Origin of the sequence: Pseudoroseomonas sp. WGS1072, from assembly GCF_049340465.1 — a bacterium.
Lineage (GTDB): Bacteria > Pseudomonadota > Alphaproteobacteria > Acetobacterales > Acetobacteraceae > Pseudoroseomonas.
In genome coordinates this window covers 1,589,079-1,604,346 of sequence record NZ_JBMPSU010000001.1, presented here as the reverse complement: position 1 = coordinate 1,604,346, position 15,268 = coordinate 1,589,079, and the positions used below count along the sequence as shown (strand labels likewise).

Below are 15,268 nucleotides of genomic sequence, written 5' to 3'. Positions count from 1 at the left end.
CCGGTCCAGGAAACCCCCCATGCCCTTCGCCTGCCCGCAGGGCGATACCGGCCGGCCCGCCGCGCCGGCGCCGCCGGCGTCAGGCCGCGTCCCAGGGCGCCTCCCAGGGAAAGGCCCGGATGATGCGGACCGCCTCCTCGCGCCGCAGGTCCTGCACCACCTCGACCGCCGGCCAGTCCGGCTGCCGGTTCTGCCACGCCGCCACCCCCGGCAGGCCGAGGCCCAGCACCGGGCGGGAGCCCGGCACGTCGCTGGCGCGCGCCGCCACCACCACGCGCGGAATGCCGAACTGGGCGATCACGGTGCTGCACATCAGACAGGGCTCGCAATTGGTGTAGAGCGTGCAGCGCCGCAGGGCCGCCGCGCTGCCGAGCCGCCTCCAGGCGGCGCGGAGGGCCATCACCTCGCTATGCGCCGAGGGATCGCGGTCGGCGCGCACCTGGTTGTGGCCCTCGCCCACCACCAGGCCGCCCGGCGCGCCCTCCGGGTCCACCACCACCGCGCCGAAGGGCGTCTGGCCGCGCGCGGCGGCCCGTTCCGACTGCGCCAGGGCGAGGCCCATGAAGGCCGCGTCGCGATCCTGCTGCATCTTTCCCCTCCGCCCCTCTCCGCCTTGCCGGGATGCCGCCGCGTCCGGCCCGGACTATTCGTATCGAGTCCCGCCGCCAACCGCGAGGGTGCGATGCGGCCCCCCCGCCGCCGGCCGGCCTCGGAAGCGGTCTTCAGGGGACGGTCCCGCCCCCGCTGGCATGCCGCCGCCCGAGGCCCTATGGTCCGCCCACCTTGCCAGCCTTCCGGATGGAACCCCCTTGCCATGCGTGACGCGAACCTGACCGGCTATGCCCCGATGCTGCTGCCCGGCGTGACCCCCGAGGACCTGACCGAGGTGCAGTCCCGCGTCGTCGCCTGCAACAATGGCGGCGGGGCGCTTGGCCACCCGACCGTCTATCTCCGCATCGAGGACCGGCAGGTCACCTGCCCCTACTGCTCCCGGACCTATGTCCTGGCCGAGGGCGCGGGCGACGACGGGCACCACTGATGGCCGGCGCGGAAGGAACCGTCCCGTCCGGGATCCTGGCCGAGGCCCCGAAGGAGGCCGAGCCGCACCTGATCCTGGTCGACGGCTCGGGCTACATCTTCCGCGCCTTCCACGCCCTGCCGCCGATGACGCGGCCGGACGGGGTGCCGGTGAACGCCGTCTTCGGCTTCACCAACATGCTGGGCCAGTTCCTGACCCGCCATGCCAGCACGCATATCGCGGTGGTCTTCGACGCCTCCCGCGTCACCTTCCGCAACCAGATCTACGACCAGTACAAGGCGCACCGGCCCGAGGCGCCGCCGGAGCTGGTGCCGCAGTTCGCCCTGATCCGCGAGGCCACGGCGGCCTATGGCGTCGCCTGCATCGAGCTGGAGAACTACGAGGCGGATGACCTCATCGCCGCCTATGCCCGCGGCTTCGAGGCGCTGGGCGGGCAGGTGACGATCGTCTCCTCCGACAAGGACCTGATGCAGCTCGTCCGTCCCGGCGTGCAGCTGCTGGACCCGATCAAGCAGAAGCCGATCCGCGAGCCGGACGTGCTGGAGAAGTTCGGTGTCCCGCCGGAGAAGGTGGTGGACGTGCAGGCGCTGGCCGGCGACAGCACCGACAACGTGCCCGGCGTGCCCGGCATCGGCATCAAGACCGCCGCGGCGCTGATCACCGAGTATGGCGACCTGGAGGGGCTGCTGGCCGCGGCGCCGCAGATCAGGCAGCCGAAGCGGCGCGAGGCGCTGATCGCGCATGCCGAGCTGGCGCGGATCAGCCGCCGGCTGGTGCAGCTCGATGCCGCGGCGCCGCTGCCGCGCCCGATCGACGACCTGCTGGCCCGCCCGCCGGAGCCGGGCCGGCTGGCCGGCTTCCTGCGCGAGCAGGGCTTCCGCTCGCTGCTGCACCGCATGGGGCTGGACGGCGACGCGGCGCCGGAGAGCGCGCCGGTCAGCCGGCCGCGCTTCGTGCCGCAACTGCCGGAGCCGGCGCCGGGCGCCACCACCGAGATCACCCCCGCCGCCGATGCCGCGCCCTTCGGCCCCTACGAGACGGTGACCGACGCGGCGGGCCTCGCCCCCTACCTGGAAGCGGCGCGGGCCGGCGGCCTGCTGGCGATCGACACCGAGACCGATGCGCTGGACGCGCTGCGGGCCAATCTGGTGGGCCTCTCGCTGGCCGTGGCGCCGGGCCGCGCCTGCTACATCCCGTTGCGCCACGGCCCGCCGCCGGGCACCGGGGACATGCTCCAGGCCGCGCCCGAGGCGCCGGCGCAGATGACGCAGGAGGCGGTGGTCGAGGCGCTGCGGCCGCTGCTGGCCGATCCCGCCATCCTCAAGATCCTGCACAACGCCAAGTACGATCTGGAGGTGCTGGGCCGGCCCGAGCACGGCGCCCTCACCCTCGATCCGGTCGATGACACCATGCTGATCTCCTACAGCATGGATGCCGGCCGGCACGGGCACGGCATGGACGAGCTGTCGCTGCGCCATCTCGGCCACCGCCCGGTGTCCTTCGACGAGGTGACCGGCACGGGCCGCGCCCGGATTCCCTTCAGCCAGGTGGCGCTCGACAAGGCGACGGCCTATGCCGCCGAGGATGCCGATGTCACGCTCAGGCTCTGGCACGCGCTGCGGCCGCGCCTGCTGCCGAACCGGGCGCTGGCGCTCTATGAGCAGGTGGAGCGCCGCATGGTCGGCGTGCTGCGCGAGATGGAGGTCGCCGGCATCCGGGTGGACGGCGCCGAGCTGGCCCGCATCGGCGAGGATTTCGGCCAGCGCATGGTGACGCTGGAGCAGGAGATCCATGGCCTCGCCGGCAAGCCCTTCAATGTCGGCTCCCCGAAGCAGCTGGGCGAGATCCTGTTCGACGAGATGGGCCTGCCCGGCGGCAAGCGCGGCAAGGCCGGCGCCTGGGGGACGGATGCCGCCGTGCTGGAGGATCTCGCCGCGCGCGGCCATGAACTGCCGCGCCGGGTGCTGCACTGGCGCCAGCTCGCCAAGCTGAAATCCACCTATGTCGAGGGGCTGGCGGCGCAGATCGACAAGCGCGACGGCCGCGTCCACACCGATTTCTCCATGGCCGTCACCTCCACCGGCCGGCTCTCCTCGACCGAGCCCAACCTGCAGAACATCCCGATCCGCACCGAGGAGGGGGCGCGCATCCGCCGCGCCTTCGTCGCCGAGCCGGGGCATGTGCTGCTGGCCGCCGACTATTCGCAGATCGAGCTGCGGCTGCTGGCCCATCTGGCCGACGTGCCCTCGCTGCGCGAGGCCTTCGAGCGCGGCGAGGACATCCACAGCCGCACCGCCGCCGACATCTTCAACCTCGACCCCGCGAAGGTGGACCGGGAGGCGCGGCGCCGGGCCAAGACGATCAACTTCGGCATCATCTACGGCATGTCGGCCTTCGGCCTGGCGGCGCGGCTCGGCATCGGGCCGGGCGAGGCGCGCGGCATCATCGAGGCCTATTTCACCCGCTACCCCGGCATCCTGGAGGAGATGGAGCGGCTGAAATCCGAGGCGCGCGAGCGCGGCTATGTCGAGACGCCCTTCGGCCGCCGGCTCTGGATCGACGGCATCCAGGCGCGCGAGCAGGCGCGGCGCGGCAATGCCGAGCGCGCCGCCATCAACGCCCCCTTCCAGGGGGGCGCGGCCGAGATCATCAAGCGCGCCATGGTGCGCATGCCGCTGGCGCTGCGCGAGGCGGGCCTCGCCGCGCGGATGCTGCTGCAGGTGCATGACGAGCTGCTCTTCGAGGTGCCGGAGGCGGAGGTGGAGGCGACCTCCGCGGTGGTGCGGCAGGTGATGGAAGGCGTCGCCCAGCTGCGCGTGCCGTTGAAGGCCGAGATCGGGTTCGGGCCGAACTGGGGCGTGGCGCATTGAGGAAGGGCGCAGGGCGACGCCCTCACCGGCCCCGCTGACGCACCCCAGCCCCGCGCCGCTCCCGGTTGAGCCTTGCGCGCCAAGGGTCTATCCCGCGCCCGATGCTGTGACTGCCGGAAAGGTTCGCCCCCCATGGCCGATATCGTGACCATCCGCCGCGCCCTGATCTCGGTGCATGACAAGACCGGGCTGCTGGATTTCGCCCGCTTCCTCGCCGGCAAGGGCGTGGAGATCCTCTCGACCGGCGGCACCGCGCGCCTGCTGCGCGAGGCCGGACTGCCGGTGAAGGACGTCTCCGACCACACCGGCTTCCCCGAGATCCTGGACGGCCGGGTCAAGACCCTGGTGCCGCAGATCCATGGCGGCCTGCTTGGCCGCCGCGACGATGCGGGTCATGTGGCGCAGATGGCGCAGCACGGCATCGCGCCGATCGACCTGCTGGTCTCCAACCTCTACCCCTTCGAGGCCACCGTCGCGAAGGGCGCCTCCCATGGCGAGACGGTCGAGGAGATCGACATCGGCGGCCCGGCCCTGACCCGCGCGGCGGCCAAGAACCATGCCGATGTCACCGTCATCACGGCGCCGGAACAGATGGCCGAGGTGCAGGCCGAGATCGAGCGGCAGGGCGGCCCCGGCCTGGCCACCCGCCGCCGCCTCGCCGCCGCCGCCTTCGCCCGCACGGCGGCCTATGACGCCGCCATCTCCGCCTGGTTCGCCGAGGGGCTCGGCCAGGAGTTCCCGCCGCGCCTGGCCGCCGCCGGGGTGCTGCGGCAGACGCTGCGCTACGGCGAGAATCCGCACCAGCGCGCCGCCTTCTACACCGACGGCTCGAACCGCCCCGGCATCGCCACCGCCGAGCAGGTGCAGGGCAAGGAGTTGTCCTACAACAACCTGAACGACACGGACGCCGCCTTCGAATGCGTCGCCGAGTTCGAGCGGCCGGCCATCGTCATCGTCAAGCACGCCAATCCCTGCGGCGTGGCCGAGGGCGCCGATCTCGCCGGCGCCTGGGAGCTGGCGCTGCGCTGCGACCCGGTCTCGGCCTTCGGCGGCATCGTCGCCGCCAACCGCAGGCTCGACGCCGCGGCGGCAGAGCGCATCTCGGCCATCTTCACCGAGGTGGTGGTGGCGCCGGACGCGGATGAGGCGGCGCGGGCCATCTTCGCCCGCAAGAAGAACCTGCGCCTGCTGCTGACCGGCGGCCTGCCCGACCCGGCGGCGCCGGGCCGCCTGCTGCGCTCCGTCTCGGGCGGCTTCCTGGCGCAGTCGCGCGATGCCGGCCGCGTGGCGCCCGAAGGGCTGAAGGTGGTGACGAAGCGGGCGCCGACGGAGCAGGAGATGGCCGATCTGATCTTCGCGTTCCGCGTCTGCAAGCACGTGAAGTCGAACGCCATCGTCTATGCCCGCGGCGGCGCCACGGTGGGCGTCGGCGCCGGGCAGATGAGCCGGGTGGATTCGGCGCGCATCGCCGCCTGGAAATCGGCCGAGGCGGCCAAGGCGGCCGGGCTGGAGGCGCCGCTGGCGCATGGCTCGGTGGTCGCCTCCGACGCCTTCTTCCCCTTCGCGGACGGGCTGCAGGCGGCGGCGGCGGCCGGCGCCACGGCGGTGATCCAGCCGGGCGGCTCGATCCGCGACAACGAGGTGATCGCGGCGGCGGACGAGGCCGGCCTCGCCATGGTGCTGACCGGCATGCGCCACTTCCGCCACTGAGCGGCGGAACCGGACGAGTCGGCCGGGAGAGGAGTCCCCCCCCCTCCCGGCCGCGCCCTCAGTCGCGGTAGTCGATGCCCGGCAGGCTCTTCACCTGCTCCTCGGTCATGTCGATCGTCACGCGCCGCTCGCCGGGCTTGAGGCTGAGCCTGTTCAGCGGCACCGAGACATACTTGTCCGTCATGCCGAGCCGGCCCTCGACCTCCACCACGGTGGTGACGATGCGCCCGCTCGCGGTGTCGATCACCAGGTCCTCGACCTCGCCGATCTCCTTGTTGTCGGTGCTGTAGACGTCGCGGTCCATCAGCTGCTTGGCGCGGATCTGGCCTTCTTCGATCCGCATGCCGCCGCTCTGCGCGAAGGCCAGCCCGGGCAGGGCCATGGCGAAGCTGGCGGCGAGAATGATCTGGCGCATAAGCCCATGTTTCCTTTCAGGTTCTTATGGGCGGTCAACGTCGCCCCGGTGGCCGGGTTGCATATTTTTAACCCTTGCCAACCAGCCCCACGTCCGGCGGCGCTCCGCCGAGGGCGCGGTACATGAAGGTGGTGGTGCACCGCCCCCCGGGCTCCAGCGCATAGCCGGGCACCTCGCCGACGGCGATCCAGCCCAGCGCGCGATAGAGCCGTTCCGCCGCCTCGCCGCTCTTGGTGTCCAGCACCAGCAGGTCGCGCCCCTCCTCGCGGGCCAGCGCCTCCAGCCGCAGCATCAGCGCCCGGCCGACGCCCTGCCGCCGGGCCGCGGGATGCACCATCACCTTCGCCACCTCGGCGCGGTGCCGGCCGTTCGGCAGGCCGGCCAGGACCAGCGAGGCGGTGCCGGTCACGGCGCCCCGCCCATCCCGTGCCAGGAGCATCCGCCGCTCGCCCGTGGCGAGGGCGCCGGCGAGCCCATCCCAGTAGGCCGCCGCCTCGGCCGGCCGCATCGGCGGGAGGAAGCCGATACTGGCCCCGGCCTCGACGCAGGCGACCAGCAGCCCGGCGAGGCCGGGCAGGGCCGCGGGCAGGGTCCCGGCGGTCAGTTCCTCGATCATGGCGGCGGCTCCTTCAGGGCTGGCAGATGGCCAGGACGTAGCGCGCGGCGGCGCCTCCGGCCGGGCAGTGGAAGCGGTTCGGGCCGTGCAGGCGGTAGCGCAGGCAATCGCCGGGGGAGAGGCGGTGCGTCACCGGCCCGATCGTCAGCTCCAGCGCACCCTCCAGCAGCCAGAGGTGATGCTCCAGCCCCGCCAGGGGCGGGGCGGCATAGGCGATGGCGGCACCCGGCGGCAGCAGGCCTTCCAGCAACTCGCCGCGCAGGCCCGGCCCGGGCGGCGAGACGGCGCGGCGGCGGAAGCCGGTCTCGGGATCGGTCCAGCGCGGCTGCGCGGCGGCGGGGAGGAGGTCGGGCGCGGCCTCCTCCACCTCGGCCATCAGCCGCGACAGGGTCAGGCCATGGACGGCGCAGAGCCGGCCCAGCATGGCGGCGGTCGGGCTGGCCTCGCCCCGCTCCAGTCGTGACAGGGTGGCGCGGCTGATGCCGCTCCGCTCCGCCAGCTGGTCCAGCGACAGGCCGCGTACCGCGCGCAACTGCCCCAGCCGGGTGGCGATGCGGGCCTCAAAGGGATCGGGCGCCTCGACATCTCTCATGGATGAGAAAATCTCTCATCATAGAGATATCGTCAAGCCGGACCGCCCGTCCGGCCGCGGGTGGGAATCCTTGGGCGAAACAAGGCTATAGCCCGTTTCCCCCGTCCCCGGCGCGGCAAAGCGCTCTAGGATGGGCGCGTCACGGAGTCGCTCATGCCCGATTGGTTGCTGCCCCTGGCCTGTCTCGCCGTGCTGATCACCCTGGGTCTCCTGGCGGTGGCGCTGCGGCGCCCCACGGCGGCCCCGGCCGCGGAGGGCTTCATGCTGCTGGCCGGCAAGCTGGAGGCCCTGGCCGGCACGCAGGAACGGCTGGCCGGCATGACCGCCGAGCGCCTGGCGCAGCAGGACCGGATGCTGGGCGAGCGGCTGGAGGAGACCACGCACCGCCTGGCCCAGGCGCTGACGGCGCAGAACGAGAAGCTCGCCGCCGCCAACCTGGCCGTCCACCGCGCCCTGGCGGCGCAGAACGAGCGGATGGACGCGGCGCTGGCGGCGCAGAACGAGAAGCTGGCGCGCAACCTCTCGGAGCAGGCCCGTCAGGCGCAGGAGACGGCCGGGCAGATCCAGGAGCGGCTCGCCGTCATCGACGCGGCGCGGCAGAACATGGAGGCGCTGGGCGGGCAGGTGAACAGCCTGACCGCCATCCTGGGCAACAAGCAGTCGCGCGGGGCCTTCGGCGAGATGCAGCTGCGGCAGCTGATCGAGGACCGCCTGCCGCCGGATGGCTTCTCCTGGCAGCACACCCTCTCGACCGGCGCGCGATGCGACTGCCTGATCCGCCTGCCCTACCCGCCCGGCCCGGTCGCGGTGGACAGCAAGTTTCCGCTGGAGGCCTGGACCGCGCTGCGCGAGGCGGAGGACGCCCCGGGCCGCGCCGTCGCCGCCCGGCAGTTCAGCGCCGACATGCGCCGCCATGTGGACGACATCGCCCGCAAGTACCTGATCCCCGGCGAGACGGCGGAGGCGGCGATCCTCTTCGTCCCCTCCGAGGCGGTCTTCGCCGAGCTGCACACCGGCTTCGCGGCGCTGGTGGACGAGGCGCAGCGGCGCCGGGTCTATGTCGCCTCGCCCACCACGCTCTGGGCCATGCTCTCCGCCATGCGGGCGCTGATGCAGGATGTCCGGATGCGGGCCCAGGCGGGGCGCATTCAGGAGGAGGTGGCGAAGCTGATGGTTGACCTCACCCGGCTGAACGAGCGCGTCGGCCGTCTGAAGGCGCATTTCAACCAGGCGCAGGACGACATCCGCCAGATCGACATCACCACCGACAAGATCCTGCGCGCCGGGGCGCGGATCGAGGCCGTCGAGGTGGAGGAGGAGACCCCCCGGGGGGAGACGCTGCCGCAAGCGGCGCTCGGCGCGTGAGCGGGCTGCAGCTGCAGTCGGGCCTCGGGCTGCTCGGCCTCGCGGCCCTGGCCTGGGCCCTGGGCGGCTTCCGCCGCCCGGTCCCCTGGCGCATCCTGCTGGCCGGGCTGGCGCTGCAGGTGGCGCTGGCGGCGATGCTTCTGCACCTGCCGCCGCTGCGCGCCGCCTTCGCCGCGCTGGGCGAGGCGGTGACGGCGCTGAACCGGGCGACCCAGGCCGGCACCGCGCTGGTCTTCGGCTATCTCGGCGGCGCCCCCCTGCCCTATGCCGAGATCCGGCCGGGGGCCAGCTTCATCCTGTTCTTCCAGGCCCTGCCGCTGATCCTGGTGGTGGGCGCGCTCTCCGCCCTGCTCTACCACTGGCGCATCCTGCCCCTGCTGGTGCGGGGCATCTCGGCGGTGCTGCGCCGCGCCTTCGGCCTGTCCGGCGCCTGCGGCTTCTCGGTCGCCGCCAATGTCTTCGTCGGCATGGTCGAGGCACCGCTGCTGATCCGCCCCTGGCTGGCGCGGCTCTCCACCGCCGAGATGATGATCGTCATGACCGCGGGGCTCGCGACCATCGCCGGCAACATGATGGTGGTCTACGCGACGCTGCTCGCGCCGGTGGTGCCGGACGCGGCGGGTCAGCTCCTGGTGGCGAGCCTGATCAGCGCCCCCGCCAGCGTCCTGGCCGGCGCGCTGATGCGCCCGCCCCGGGCCAGCCCCGATTCCGGCTCCGGCCCGCCGCCCGTCGCGGAGGAGGCCCACGCGCCCCGCCTCTATGACAGTTCCATGGAGGCCCTGGTGCGCGGCACGGCGGACGGGCTCTCCCTGCTGCTCGGCGTGATGGCCAGCCTGATCGTCTTCGTCGCGCTGGTGACGCTGGCCGACATGATCCTGCAACCGCTGACCGGCTGGTCGTTGCAGGCGCTGTTCGGCCTGCTGTTCCGGCCGCTGGCCTGGCTGATGGGCATTCCCGGCGAGCATCTGGCGACCGTCGCCGGATCGCTCGGGCTCAAGGTCGTGCTGAACGAGTTCGTCGCCTATCTGCAGCTCGCCACCTCGGGCGGGCTGGGGCTGGACGATCGCAGCCGGCTGATCCTGACCTACGCGCTCTGCGGCTTCAGCAATTTCGCCTCCCTCGGCATCATGCTGGCCGGCATGACCGGGATGTGCCCCGAGCGGCGGGGCGACATCCTGGCGCTGGCCTGGCCCTCGCTGGTGGCGGCCAACCTCGCCTGCTGCATGACGGGGGCGGTGGTGGGGCTGTTGACGGTGCCGTGAGCGGCGGGAACGCTCCGCGACGGTAGCTTTCCCTTATGCGATCTGCCAATGACAGACGGGCTGGAGAGGACGTCCTGCCCTGTTGCGGAGCTGGCGCGGCGCGCTGGCCAGGGGCCTGTCCGGCCGGCCGCAGGTCAGTCGTCATCGCGATGCCCGCAATCGGATGATGGGCGTCGAGCCTGTTTCGTCCCGGTGAGAGGATAGGAATGTCGAGCACTGCTCTGCCACGCGTCCCGGCGCCCGGCGCCCTTCCGGCCGGTCCGGCCCCGACATCCCTGCCGCACTGCTTCAGCCCCGCCTCCTTCTGGTCGCCCCTGCATGTGGTGGAATCCGCCTGGCTCGAGCATGCCCCTTTCGCCTTCTGGCTCGTCGAGGCGCTGCAACCGCGCAGCCTGGTGGAGCTCGGCACGCACAATGGCTACTCCTTCCTGACCTTCTGCCAGGCGGTGCAACGGCTCGGCCTGCCCACCGCCTGCTACGCGGTGGACACCTGGGAGGGTGACGAGCATGCCGGCTTCTATGGTGGCGAGGTCCATGCCGAGCTTTCCGCCACGGTGGAGCGCCACTATGCAGGCTTCACCCGCCTGCTGCGCTGCCGCTTCGATCAGGCGCTGCCCTATTTCGCCGATGGCAGCATCGATCTGCTGCATATCGACGGCCGCCACACCTTCGAGGATGTGAGGGAGGACTTCGAGTCCTGGCGGCCGAAGCTGTCGCGTCGGGCGGTGGTGCTGTTCCACGACACCAATGTCCGCGAGCGCAACTTCGGCGTCTGGCGCTTCTGGGAAGGCCTGTCGCAGCAGCATCCGCACTTCGAGTTCCTGCACGGGCACGGCCTCGGCGTGCTGGCGGTCGGCCCCGAGGTTCCGGAAGGCCTGCGCGCCCTGCTGGACGCCTCGCCGGAAGAGGTGAGCACCATCCGCGCCGCCTATGCCCATCTGGGCCATGGCGCCACCCATCAGTACGAGCTGGAGGCCACGCGCCGGCGGCTCGGCCAGGCCCAGGCGGCGGAAGCGACCCAGGCCGCCGCGCACCAGGCCCACCGCCTGGCCGCCCAGGCCGAGGCTGAGCAGCTGCGGCGCAGCCTCGCGGCGCAGCAGGCCGAGGCGGAGCAGCTTCGCGGCGAGGCGGAGCGGCTGCGGGACAGCCTGGCCGCCGAGCAGGCCGCGCTGCGGGCGCAGGCCGAGCACTGGACGGCCACGGCCCAGGCCCAGGCCGAGCGCTGGGCCGCCGATCTCTCGGCGCAGCAGGCCGCCAGCCAGACCGAGATCGAGGCCCTGCGCGCCGCGAATCAGGACAGCGGAGCCGCGCTGGCCCTGGCGCGGGACGAGGCGTCCCGGCTGGAGCGCCAGGCCGCCGAGCTGCGCGAACAGGCCGAGGAGCAGCACCGGACCCTGCAGGAGCTGCGCCAGGCCCTGGCCGAGCGCGAGGCCATGCATGCCGATCTGCAATCGGCCTTCGCCGCCGTGATGGCGCAGGTCTCGCAATCCGAGCAGAGCCTCGAGCAGCTGCGGCAGAGCACCCTGTGGCGCCTGACCGGCCCGCTGCGCGAGGGGCTGACGCGGATGCCGCAGCCCCTGCGCCTGACGCTGCGGCGCTTCGCCAAGGCGACCTGGTGGGCGGCGACGCCGCACCGCATGCCGCAGCGCCTGGCCTTCCTGAAGGCGCGCCGCGAGCTCCTGGCGGCGAACCTGCTGTCCACGCCCGTGGCGCCGGCGGCGGCGCTGGAGATCCCCCCGGAAACCACGCAGGAGGCCGCGCCCGCGCCGCTCATGGCGCTGGCCCCGGCCGCCGCCGCGCCCGCCCACCTGGCCTTCCATCCCGCGCCGCCGGGCAGCGGCCCCGACCGCATGGCCGACCGCAACGGGCGCTATGCCCTGGAGGCACAGGATGGCGGCTATATCTACGTGCCGCCGGCCCCGCCGCCGGATCTCGACCGGCGCCTCGCCGCGCTGCCGCGCCGGCCGCACTTCTCGATCGTGGTGCCGACCTACAACACCACGACCGACCTGCTCTCGCGCCTGCTCGCCTCCGTGAAGGCGCAATGGTATCCAGACTGGACCCTCATCCTGGCCGATGACGCCAGCCCGAAGGCGGAGACGCGCGACTTCCTGCGCGGCCTCGACGATCCGCGCTACCACGTCATGCTGCTGGAGAAGAACAGCGGGATCTCCGGCGCCACCAACGCGGCGATCGAGCAGGCCAAGGGCGATTATGTCGTCTTCCTCGACCATGACGACGAGCTGACCGAGGACTGCCTCTGGGAGCTGGCGCTCCGCATCGCGCAGGACGATCCCGATTTCCTCTACAGCGACGAGGACAAGATCGACGAGCAGGGCCGCTTCTGCCAGCCCTTCTTCAAGCCGGACTGGTCGCCCGACACGATGATGAGCACCATGTTCACCTGCCATGTGAGCTGCGTGCGCCGCAGCCTGCTGCGCGAGGTGGGGCCGCTCAACTCCGAGTTCGACGGCAGCCAGGACTGGGACCTGATCCTGCGGGTGACGGAGCGCGCGCGGCGCATCGCCCACATTCCCAAGGTCCTCTATCACTGGCGCATCATCCCGAGCTCGGTCGCGGCGGACATCTCCGCCAAGCCCTATGCCGTCCTGGCGGGCCAGCGCTGCCGCGAGGCCGCCATGCAGCGCCGCGGCACGCCGGGCCGGATGGAGCCCGTCGAGCAGATGTTCGGCTATTTCCGCGCCCGCTACGACGTCCGCGGCAATCCGCTGATCTCGATCATCATCCCGAGCCGCAACAATGGCGCGGTGCTGCGCCGCTGCGTCGATTCCATCGACGCCACCAGCAGCTGGCGGAACTTCGAGTTCATCATTCTCGACAACGGCTCCGACCAGGCGGAGACCCTGGGCATCCTGAAGGCGCTGGAGCAGCGGGACGGGACGCGGGTGATCCGGCACGACGCGCCCTTCAATTACTCCGAGCTCAACAACATCGGCGCGCGCGCGGCGCGGGGCGAGATCCTGCTGTTCCTGAACGACGACACCGAGCTGCTGACGCCGGACGGTCTGGAGCGGATGGCGGGATACGCGCAGCAAAGCCACATCGCCGCGGTCGGCGCCAAGCTCCTCTACCCGGAGACCCGGCGGGTCCAGCATTCCGGCCTGATCAACCTCGCCTGCGGCCCCTGCCATGCCCTGCATGGCGAGACCGCCGATGCCTTCGGCAACTTCATGCGCAACCTGCTCGAGTACAACTGGGTCGCCGTGACGGGGGCCTGCATGATGATCGAGCGCGGCAAGTTCGAGGCGGCCGGCGGCTTCGACGAGACGTTTCCTGTCTCCTACAACGATGTCGATCTCTGCTTCCGCCTGCTGAAGCAGGGGCTTTATCACGTGGTCTGCCCGTCGGTGCACCTGCTGCACCATGAATCGCTGAGCCGCGGGCAGGATCACGAGGTGCCCGAGCGCCGTGCCCGCCTCGATGCCGACCGCTACCGCCTCTATGCCGCCCATCCGGACATGCTGATGCACGACCCCTTCCACAACCCGAACCTGCATCCCGAGAACGTGCATTTCGCGGTGCCGGCATGAGCGAGGCGCCTCTCGCGGCGCGCCCGCCCGCGCAGCAGGACCCCCTCCCCGCCGCCTGGCCCGACCATCTGCGGGCGCTGCCGGCGCTGATCGAGGCCGCTGGGCTGGTCTCCTTCGACTTCTTCGACACGCTCTTCATCCGGCCCCTGGCCGATGCCGAGGACGCCTTCGACATCCTGGGCGAAAGCCGGGGCATCGCCGATTTCCGCGCCCGCCGGCGGGCGGCGCAGGCGGGCGCCTTCCGGGTCATGCAGCAGGAGAAGCGCGGCGAGATCGACCTCGACGGCATCTACCGCTGCTTCGACGGCCTGCCCGACGCCGCCGCCGTCCGCGACGCCGAATATGCGCTGGAGCAGGAGATCACCCTGCCCAATCCGGAGATGATCGCGGTGTTCCGCGCGGCGCTGGCGCAGGGCAAGCCGGTCGTCGTCACCTCCGACATGTACCTGCGCGCGCCCTGGTTCACCGCCCTGATGCGTCGGCATGGGCTGCCCGAGGTGCCGCTTTTCATCTCCGCCGACCGCGACTGCACCAAGCGCGACTTCGGCGCCCTGTTCGACCTGCTCTCCGCCGAGACCGGCGTGCCGAAGGAGCGGATCCTGCACATCGGCGACAATGCCGCCTCGGATATCGGCAAGGCGCGGGAGCGGGGACTGGTCGCCTTCCACTACCGCGAGCCCCGGCTGCCGCCGCGGTGCAAGGGCATCTCGCCCGCCGCCTCCCTGGCCCGCGCGCTGATCCGCAACCACCAGCAGGAGGTGCCTCCCGGCAGCCTCCGGGAGCTGGGCTTCCAGAAGGGCGGGCCCGCCGCGCTCGGCTTCCTCGACTGGATCGCCGGCGCGGCGCGACGCGACGGCATCGAGCACATCCTTTTCGTCTCCCGCGACGGTCACATCCTGCGGCGGATGGCGGAGCAGGTGCGGCCAGAGGCGCTGCCGCCGTCCTCCTATCTGCTGGGCTCGCGGGTCGCCTTCACCCTGGCGGCCATGACCCCGGCCAATTTCGAGAGCCACCTGCCCTTCCTCCTCTCCGGCGCCGACGGCCTCTCGCCGGCCGAGCTGCTGGCGCGGATCGACGTGCCGGCGCCGGGCGCCAGCGTCCTGCGCGATCTCGGCCTGGGGCCGGAGACGCGGTTCCGGCACGACCAGCCGGAGCCGATGCGCGGCCTGCTCAAGGCCTGGCGCTGGGAGATCCTGAAGATCGCCCGCCGCAACCGGCGCGGCCTGCTGCGCCACCTCCTGGAGCTGGGCCTGCGGCCGGGGCAGCGTGTCGCGCTGGTCGATGTCGGCTGGAACGGCACCACGCAGGAGGCCTTCGTCGCGGCGCTGCGCGGCCTCATGCCGCTGGATGTGACCGGCTACTACTTCTGCCTGGCGGACAGCGAGGATGCCCGCCGGCGCCGCGCCCTCATGCCGATGGAGTCCCTGGTCGGCCCGGACAGCGTGTCGCCCGGGATGCTGGCGGCCATCCACGCCAACCGCGTCGCGGCGGAGTTCTTCTTCTCGGCGCCGCATGACCCGGTGATCGGCTACAGGGATGATGCCGGGGGCGTGGTGGCGGTGGAGGATCCCGGCCGCGCGCCCACCGACGGCATCCAGGCGATGGCGCGGGAGCTGGAGGAGGGCATGCTGGACTTCGCCCGGCACCACACCGGCTGGACGCGGCGCCTGGGGCTGCGCGCGGATCCGCTGGGCCTCGCCATGCCGCTCCTGGAGGAGATGGCGGACGGCAGCTGGGCCGACCATTCGGGGCTGCGCCTGGTGAGGAACTTCGATTCCTGGGCCAGCTCGGCCAACCACACCATGTGGCTGACGGATTACGCGGCGCGCCCCTGAGCCGGCATCAAGG

11 protein-coding genes are annotated in these 15,268 nt (G+C 72.2%); 7 read left to right on the top strand and 4 right to left on the bottom strand.

Going from position 1 to position 15,268, the window contains the following annotated elements; translation table 11 throughout:
• Positions 1 to 79 precede the first annotated feature (79 nt).
• Positions 80 to 589 (bottom strand): nucleoside deaminase, encoded by a 510-nt coding sequence (locus tag ACF3NH_RS07610; RefSeq protein WP_304621595.1) that lies wholly within the window; start codon positions 587 to 589, stop codon positions 80 to 82.
• 225 nt (positions 590 to 814) lie between these two features.
• Between ACF3NH_RS07610 and ACF3NH_RS07605 the strand changes: the two genes are divergently transcribed.
• From ACF3NH_RS07605 to purH, 3 genes are all read left to right on the top strand, one after another.
• On the top strand, positions 815 to 1,039 hold the full coding sequence (locus ACF3NH_RS07605; RefSeq protein ID WP_198365049.1) for a zinc-finger domain-containing protein: 225 nt from the start codon (positions 815 to 817) through the stop codon (positions 1,037 to 1,039).
• Positions 1,039 to 3,909, top strand: coding sequence for a DNA polymerase I (gene polA, locus ACF3NH_RS07600; RefSeq protein ID WP_198365048.1), 2,871 nt, complete (start codon positions 1,039 to 1,041; stop codon positions 3,907 to 3,909). The genes ACF3NH_RS07605 and polA overlap by 1 nt, the downstream gene beginning before the upstream one ends.
• 132 nt (positions 3,910 to 4,041) lie before the next feature.
• The gene (gene purH / locus ACF3NH_RS07595; RefSeq protein WP_198365047.1) at positions 4,042 to 5,619 is read left to right on the top strand and encodes a bifunctional phosphoribosylaminoimidazolecarboxamide formyltransferase/IMP cyclohydrolase; all 1,578 of its coding nucleotides are present in this window, start codon (positions 4,042 to 4,044) and stop codon (positions 5,617 to 5,619) included.
• A gap of 58 nt (positions 5,620 to 5,677) precedes the next feature.
• Here the strand turns inward: purH and ACF3NH_RS07590 are convergent, their stop codons facing one another.
• From ACF3NH_RS07590 to ACF3NH_RS07580, 3 genes are all read right to left on the bottom strand, one after another.
• Positions 5,678 to 6,034 carry a PRC-barrel domain-containing protein gene (locus ACF3NH_RS07590; RefSeq protein WP_198365046.1) on the bottom strand — a complete coding sequence of 119 codons (357 nt, stop codon included), beginning with the start codon at positions 6,032 to 6,034 and terminating at the stop codon, positions 5,678 to 5,680.
• Between the two features lie 67 nt (positions 6,035 to 6,101).
• Complete coding sequence (locus ACF3NH_RS07585) at positions 6,102 to 6,650, bottom strand: GNAT family N-acetyltransferase (protein WP_422922415.1); 549 nt, start codon at positions 6,648 to 6,650, stop codon at positions 6,102 to 6,104.
• A 13-nt stretch (positions 6,651 to 6,663) separates the two neighbouring features.
• Complete coding sequence (locus ACF3NH_RS07580) at positions 6,664 to 7,242, bottom strand: helix-turn-helix domain-containing protein (protein WP_422922414.1); 579 nt, start codon at positions 7,240 to 7,242, stop codon at positions 6,664 to 6,666.
• 153 nt (positions 7,243 to 7,395) lie between these two features.
• Here ACF3NH_RS07580 and ACF3NH_RS07575 point away from each other — a divergent pair, with 153 nt between their 5' ends.
• The 4 genes from ACF3NH_RS07575 to ACF3NH_RS07560 all read left to right on the top strand — a co-directional run bounded on the left by ACF3NH_RS07575 (position 7,396) and on the right by ACF3NH_RS07560 (position 15,255).
• Complete coding sequence (locus tag ACF3NH_RS07575) at positions 7,396 to 8,607, top strand: DNA recombination protein RmuC (RefSeq protein ID WP_422922413.1); 1,212 nt, start codon at positions 7,396 to 7,398, stop codon at positions 8,605 to 8,607.
• A complete protein-coding gene (locus ACF3NH_RS07570; protein WP_422922412.1) occupies positions 8,604 to 9,869 on the top strand; it encodes a NupC/NupG family nucleoside CNT transporter in 1,266 nt (421 codons plus the stop codon). Before ACF3NH_RS07575 ends, ACF3NH_RS07570 begins: the two co-directional genes overlap by 4 nt.
• A 206-nt stretch (positions 9,870 to 10,075) precedes the next feature.
• The gene (locus ACF3NH_RS07565) at positions 10,076 to 13,420 is read left to right on the top strand and encodes a glycosyltransferase (RefSeq protein WP_422922411.1); all 3,345 of its coding nucleotides are present in this window, start codon (positions 10,076 to 10,078) and stop codon (positions 13,418 to 13,420) included.
• Complete coding sequence (locus tag ACF3NH_RS07560; protein WP_422922410.1) at positions 13,417 to 15,255, top strand: hydrolase; 1,839 nt, start codon at positions 13,417 to 13,419, stop codon at positions 15,253 to 15,255. The genes ACF3NH_RS07565 and ACF3NH_RS07560 overlap by 4 nt, the downstream gene beginning before the upstream one ends.
• Positions 15,256 to 15,268 lie beyond the last annotated feature (13 nt).

Excerpts from the sequence above, each read along its gene's own strand:
- ACF3NH_RS07585 (WP_422922415.1), bottom strand. The coding sequence starts at position 6,650 with ATGATCGAGGAACTGACCGCCGGGACCCTGCCCGCGGCCCTGCCCGGC.
- ACF3NH_RS07560 (WP_422922410.1), top strand. The coding sequence starts at position 13,417 with ATGAGCGAGGCGCCTCTCGCGGCGCGCCCGCCCGCGCAGCAGGACCCC.
- ACF3NH_RS07580 (WP_422922414.1), bottom strand. The coding sequence starts at position 7,242 with ATGAGAGATGTCGAGGCGCCCGATCCCTTTGAGGCCCGCATCGCCACC.
- ACF3NH_RS07565 (WP_422922411.1), top strand. The coding sequence starts at position 10,076 with ATGTCGAGCACTGCTCTGCCACGCGTCCCGGCGCCCGGCGCCCTTCCG.
- ACF3NH_RS07610 (WP_304621595.1), bottom strand. The coding sequence starts at position 589 with ATGCAGCAGGATCGCGACGCGGCCTTCATGGGCCTCGCCCTGGCGCAG.
- ACF3NH_RS07605 (WP_198365049.1), top strand. The coding sequence starts at position 815 with ATGCGTGACGCGAACCTGACCGGCTATGCCCCGATGCTGCTGCCCGGC.
- polA (WP_198365048.1), top strand. The coding sequence starts at position 1,039 with ATGGCCGGCGCGGAAGGAACCGTCCCGTCCGGGATCCTGGCCGAGGCC.
- purH (WP_198365047.1), top strand. The coding sequence starts at position 4,042 with ATGGCCGATATCGTGACCATCCGCCGCGCCCTGATCTCGGTGCATGAC.
- ACF3NH_RS07590 (WP_198365046.1), bottom strand. The coding sequence starts at position 6,034 with ATGCGCCAGATCATTCTCGCCGCCAGCTTCGCCATGGCCCTGCCCGGG.
- ACF3NH_RS07575 (WP_422922413.1), top strand. The coding sequence starts at position 7,396 with ATGCCCGATTGGTTGCTGCCCCTGGCCTGTCTCGCCGTGCTGATCACC.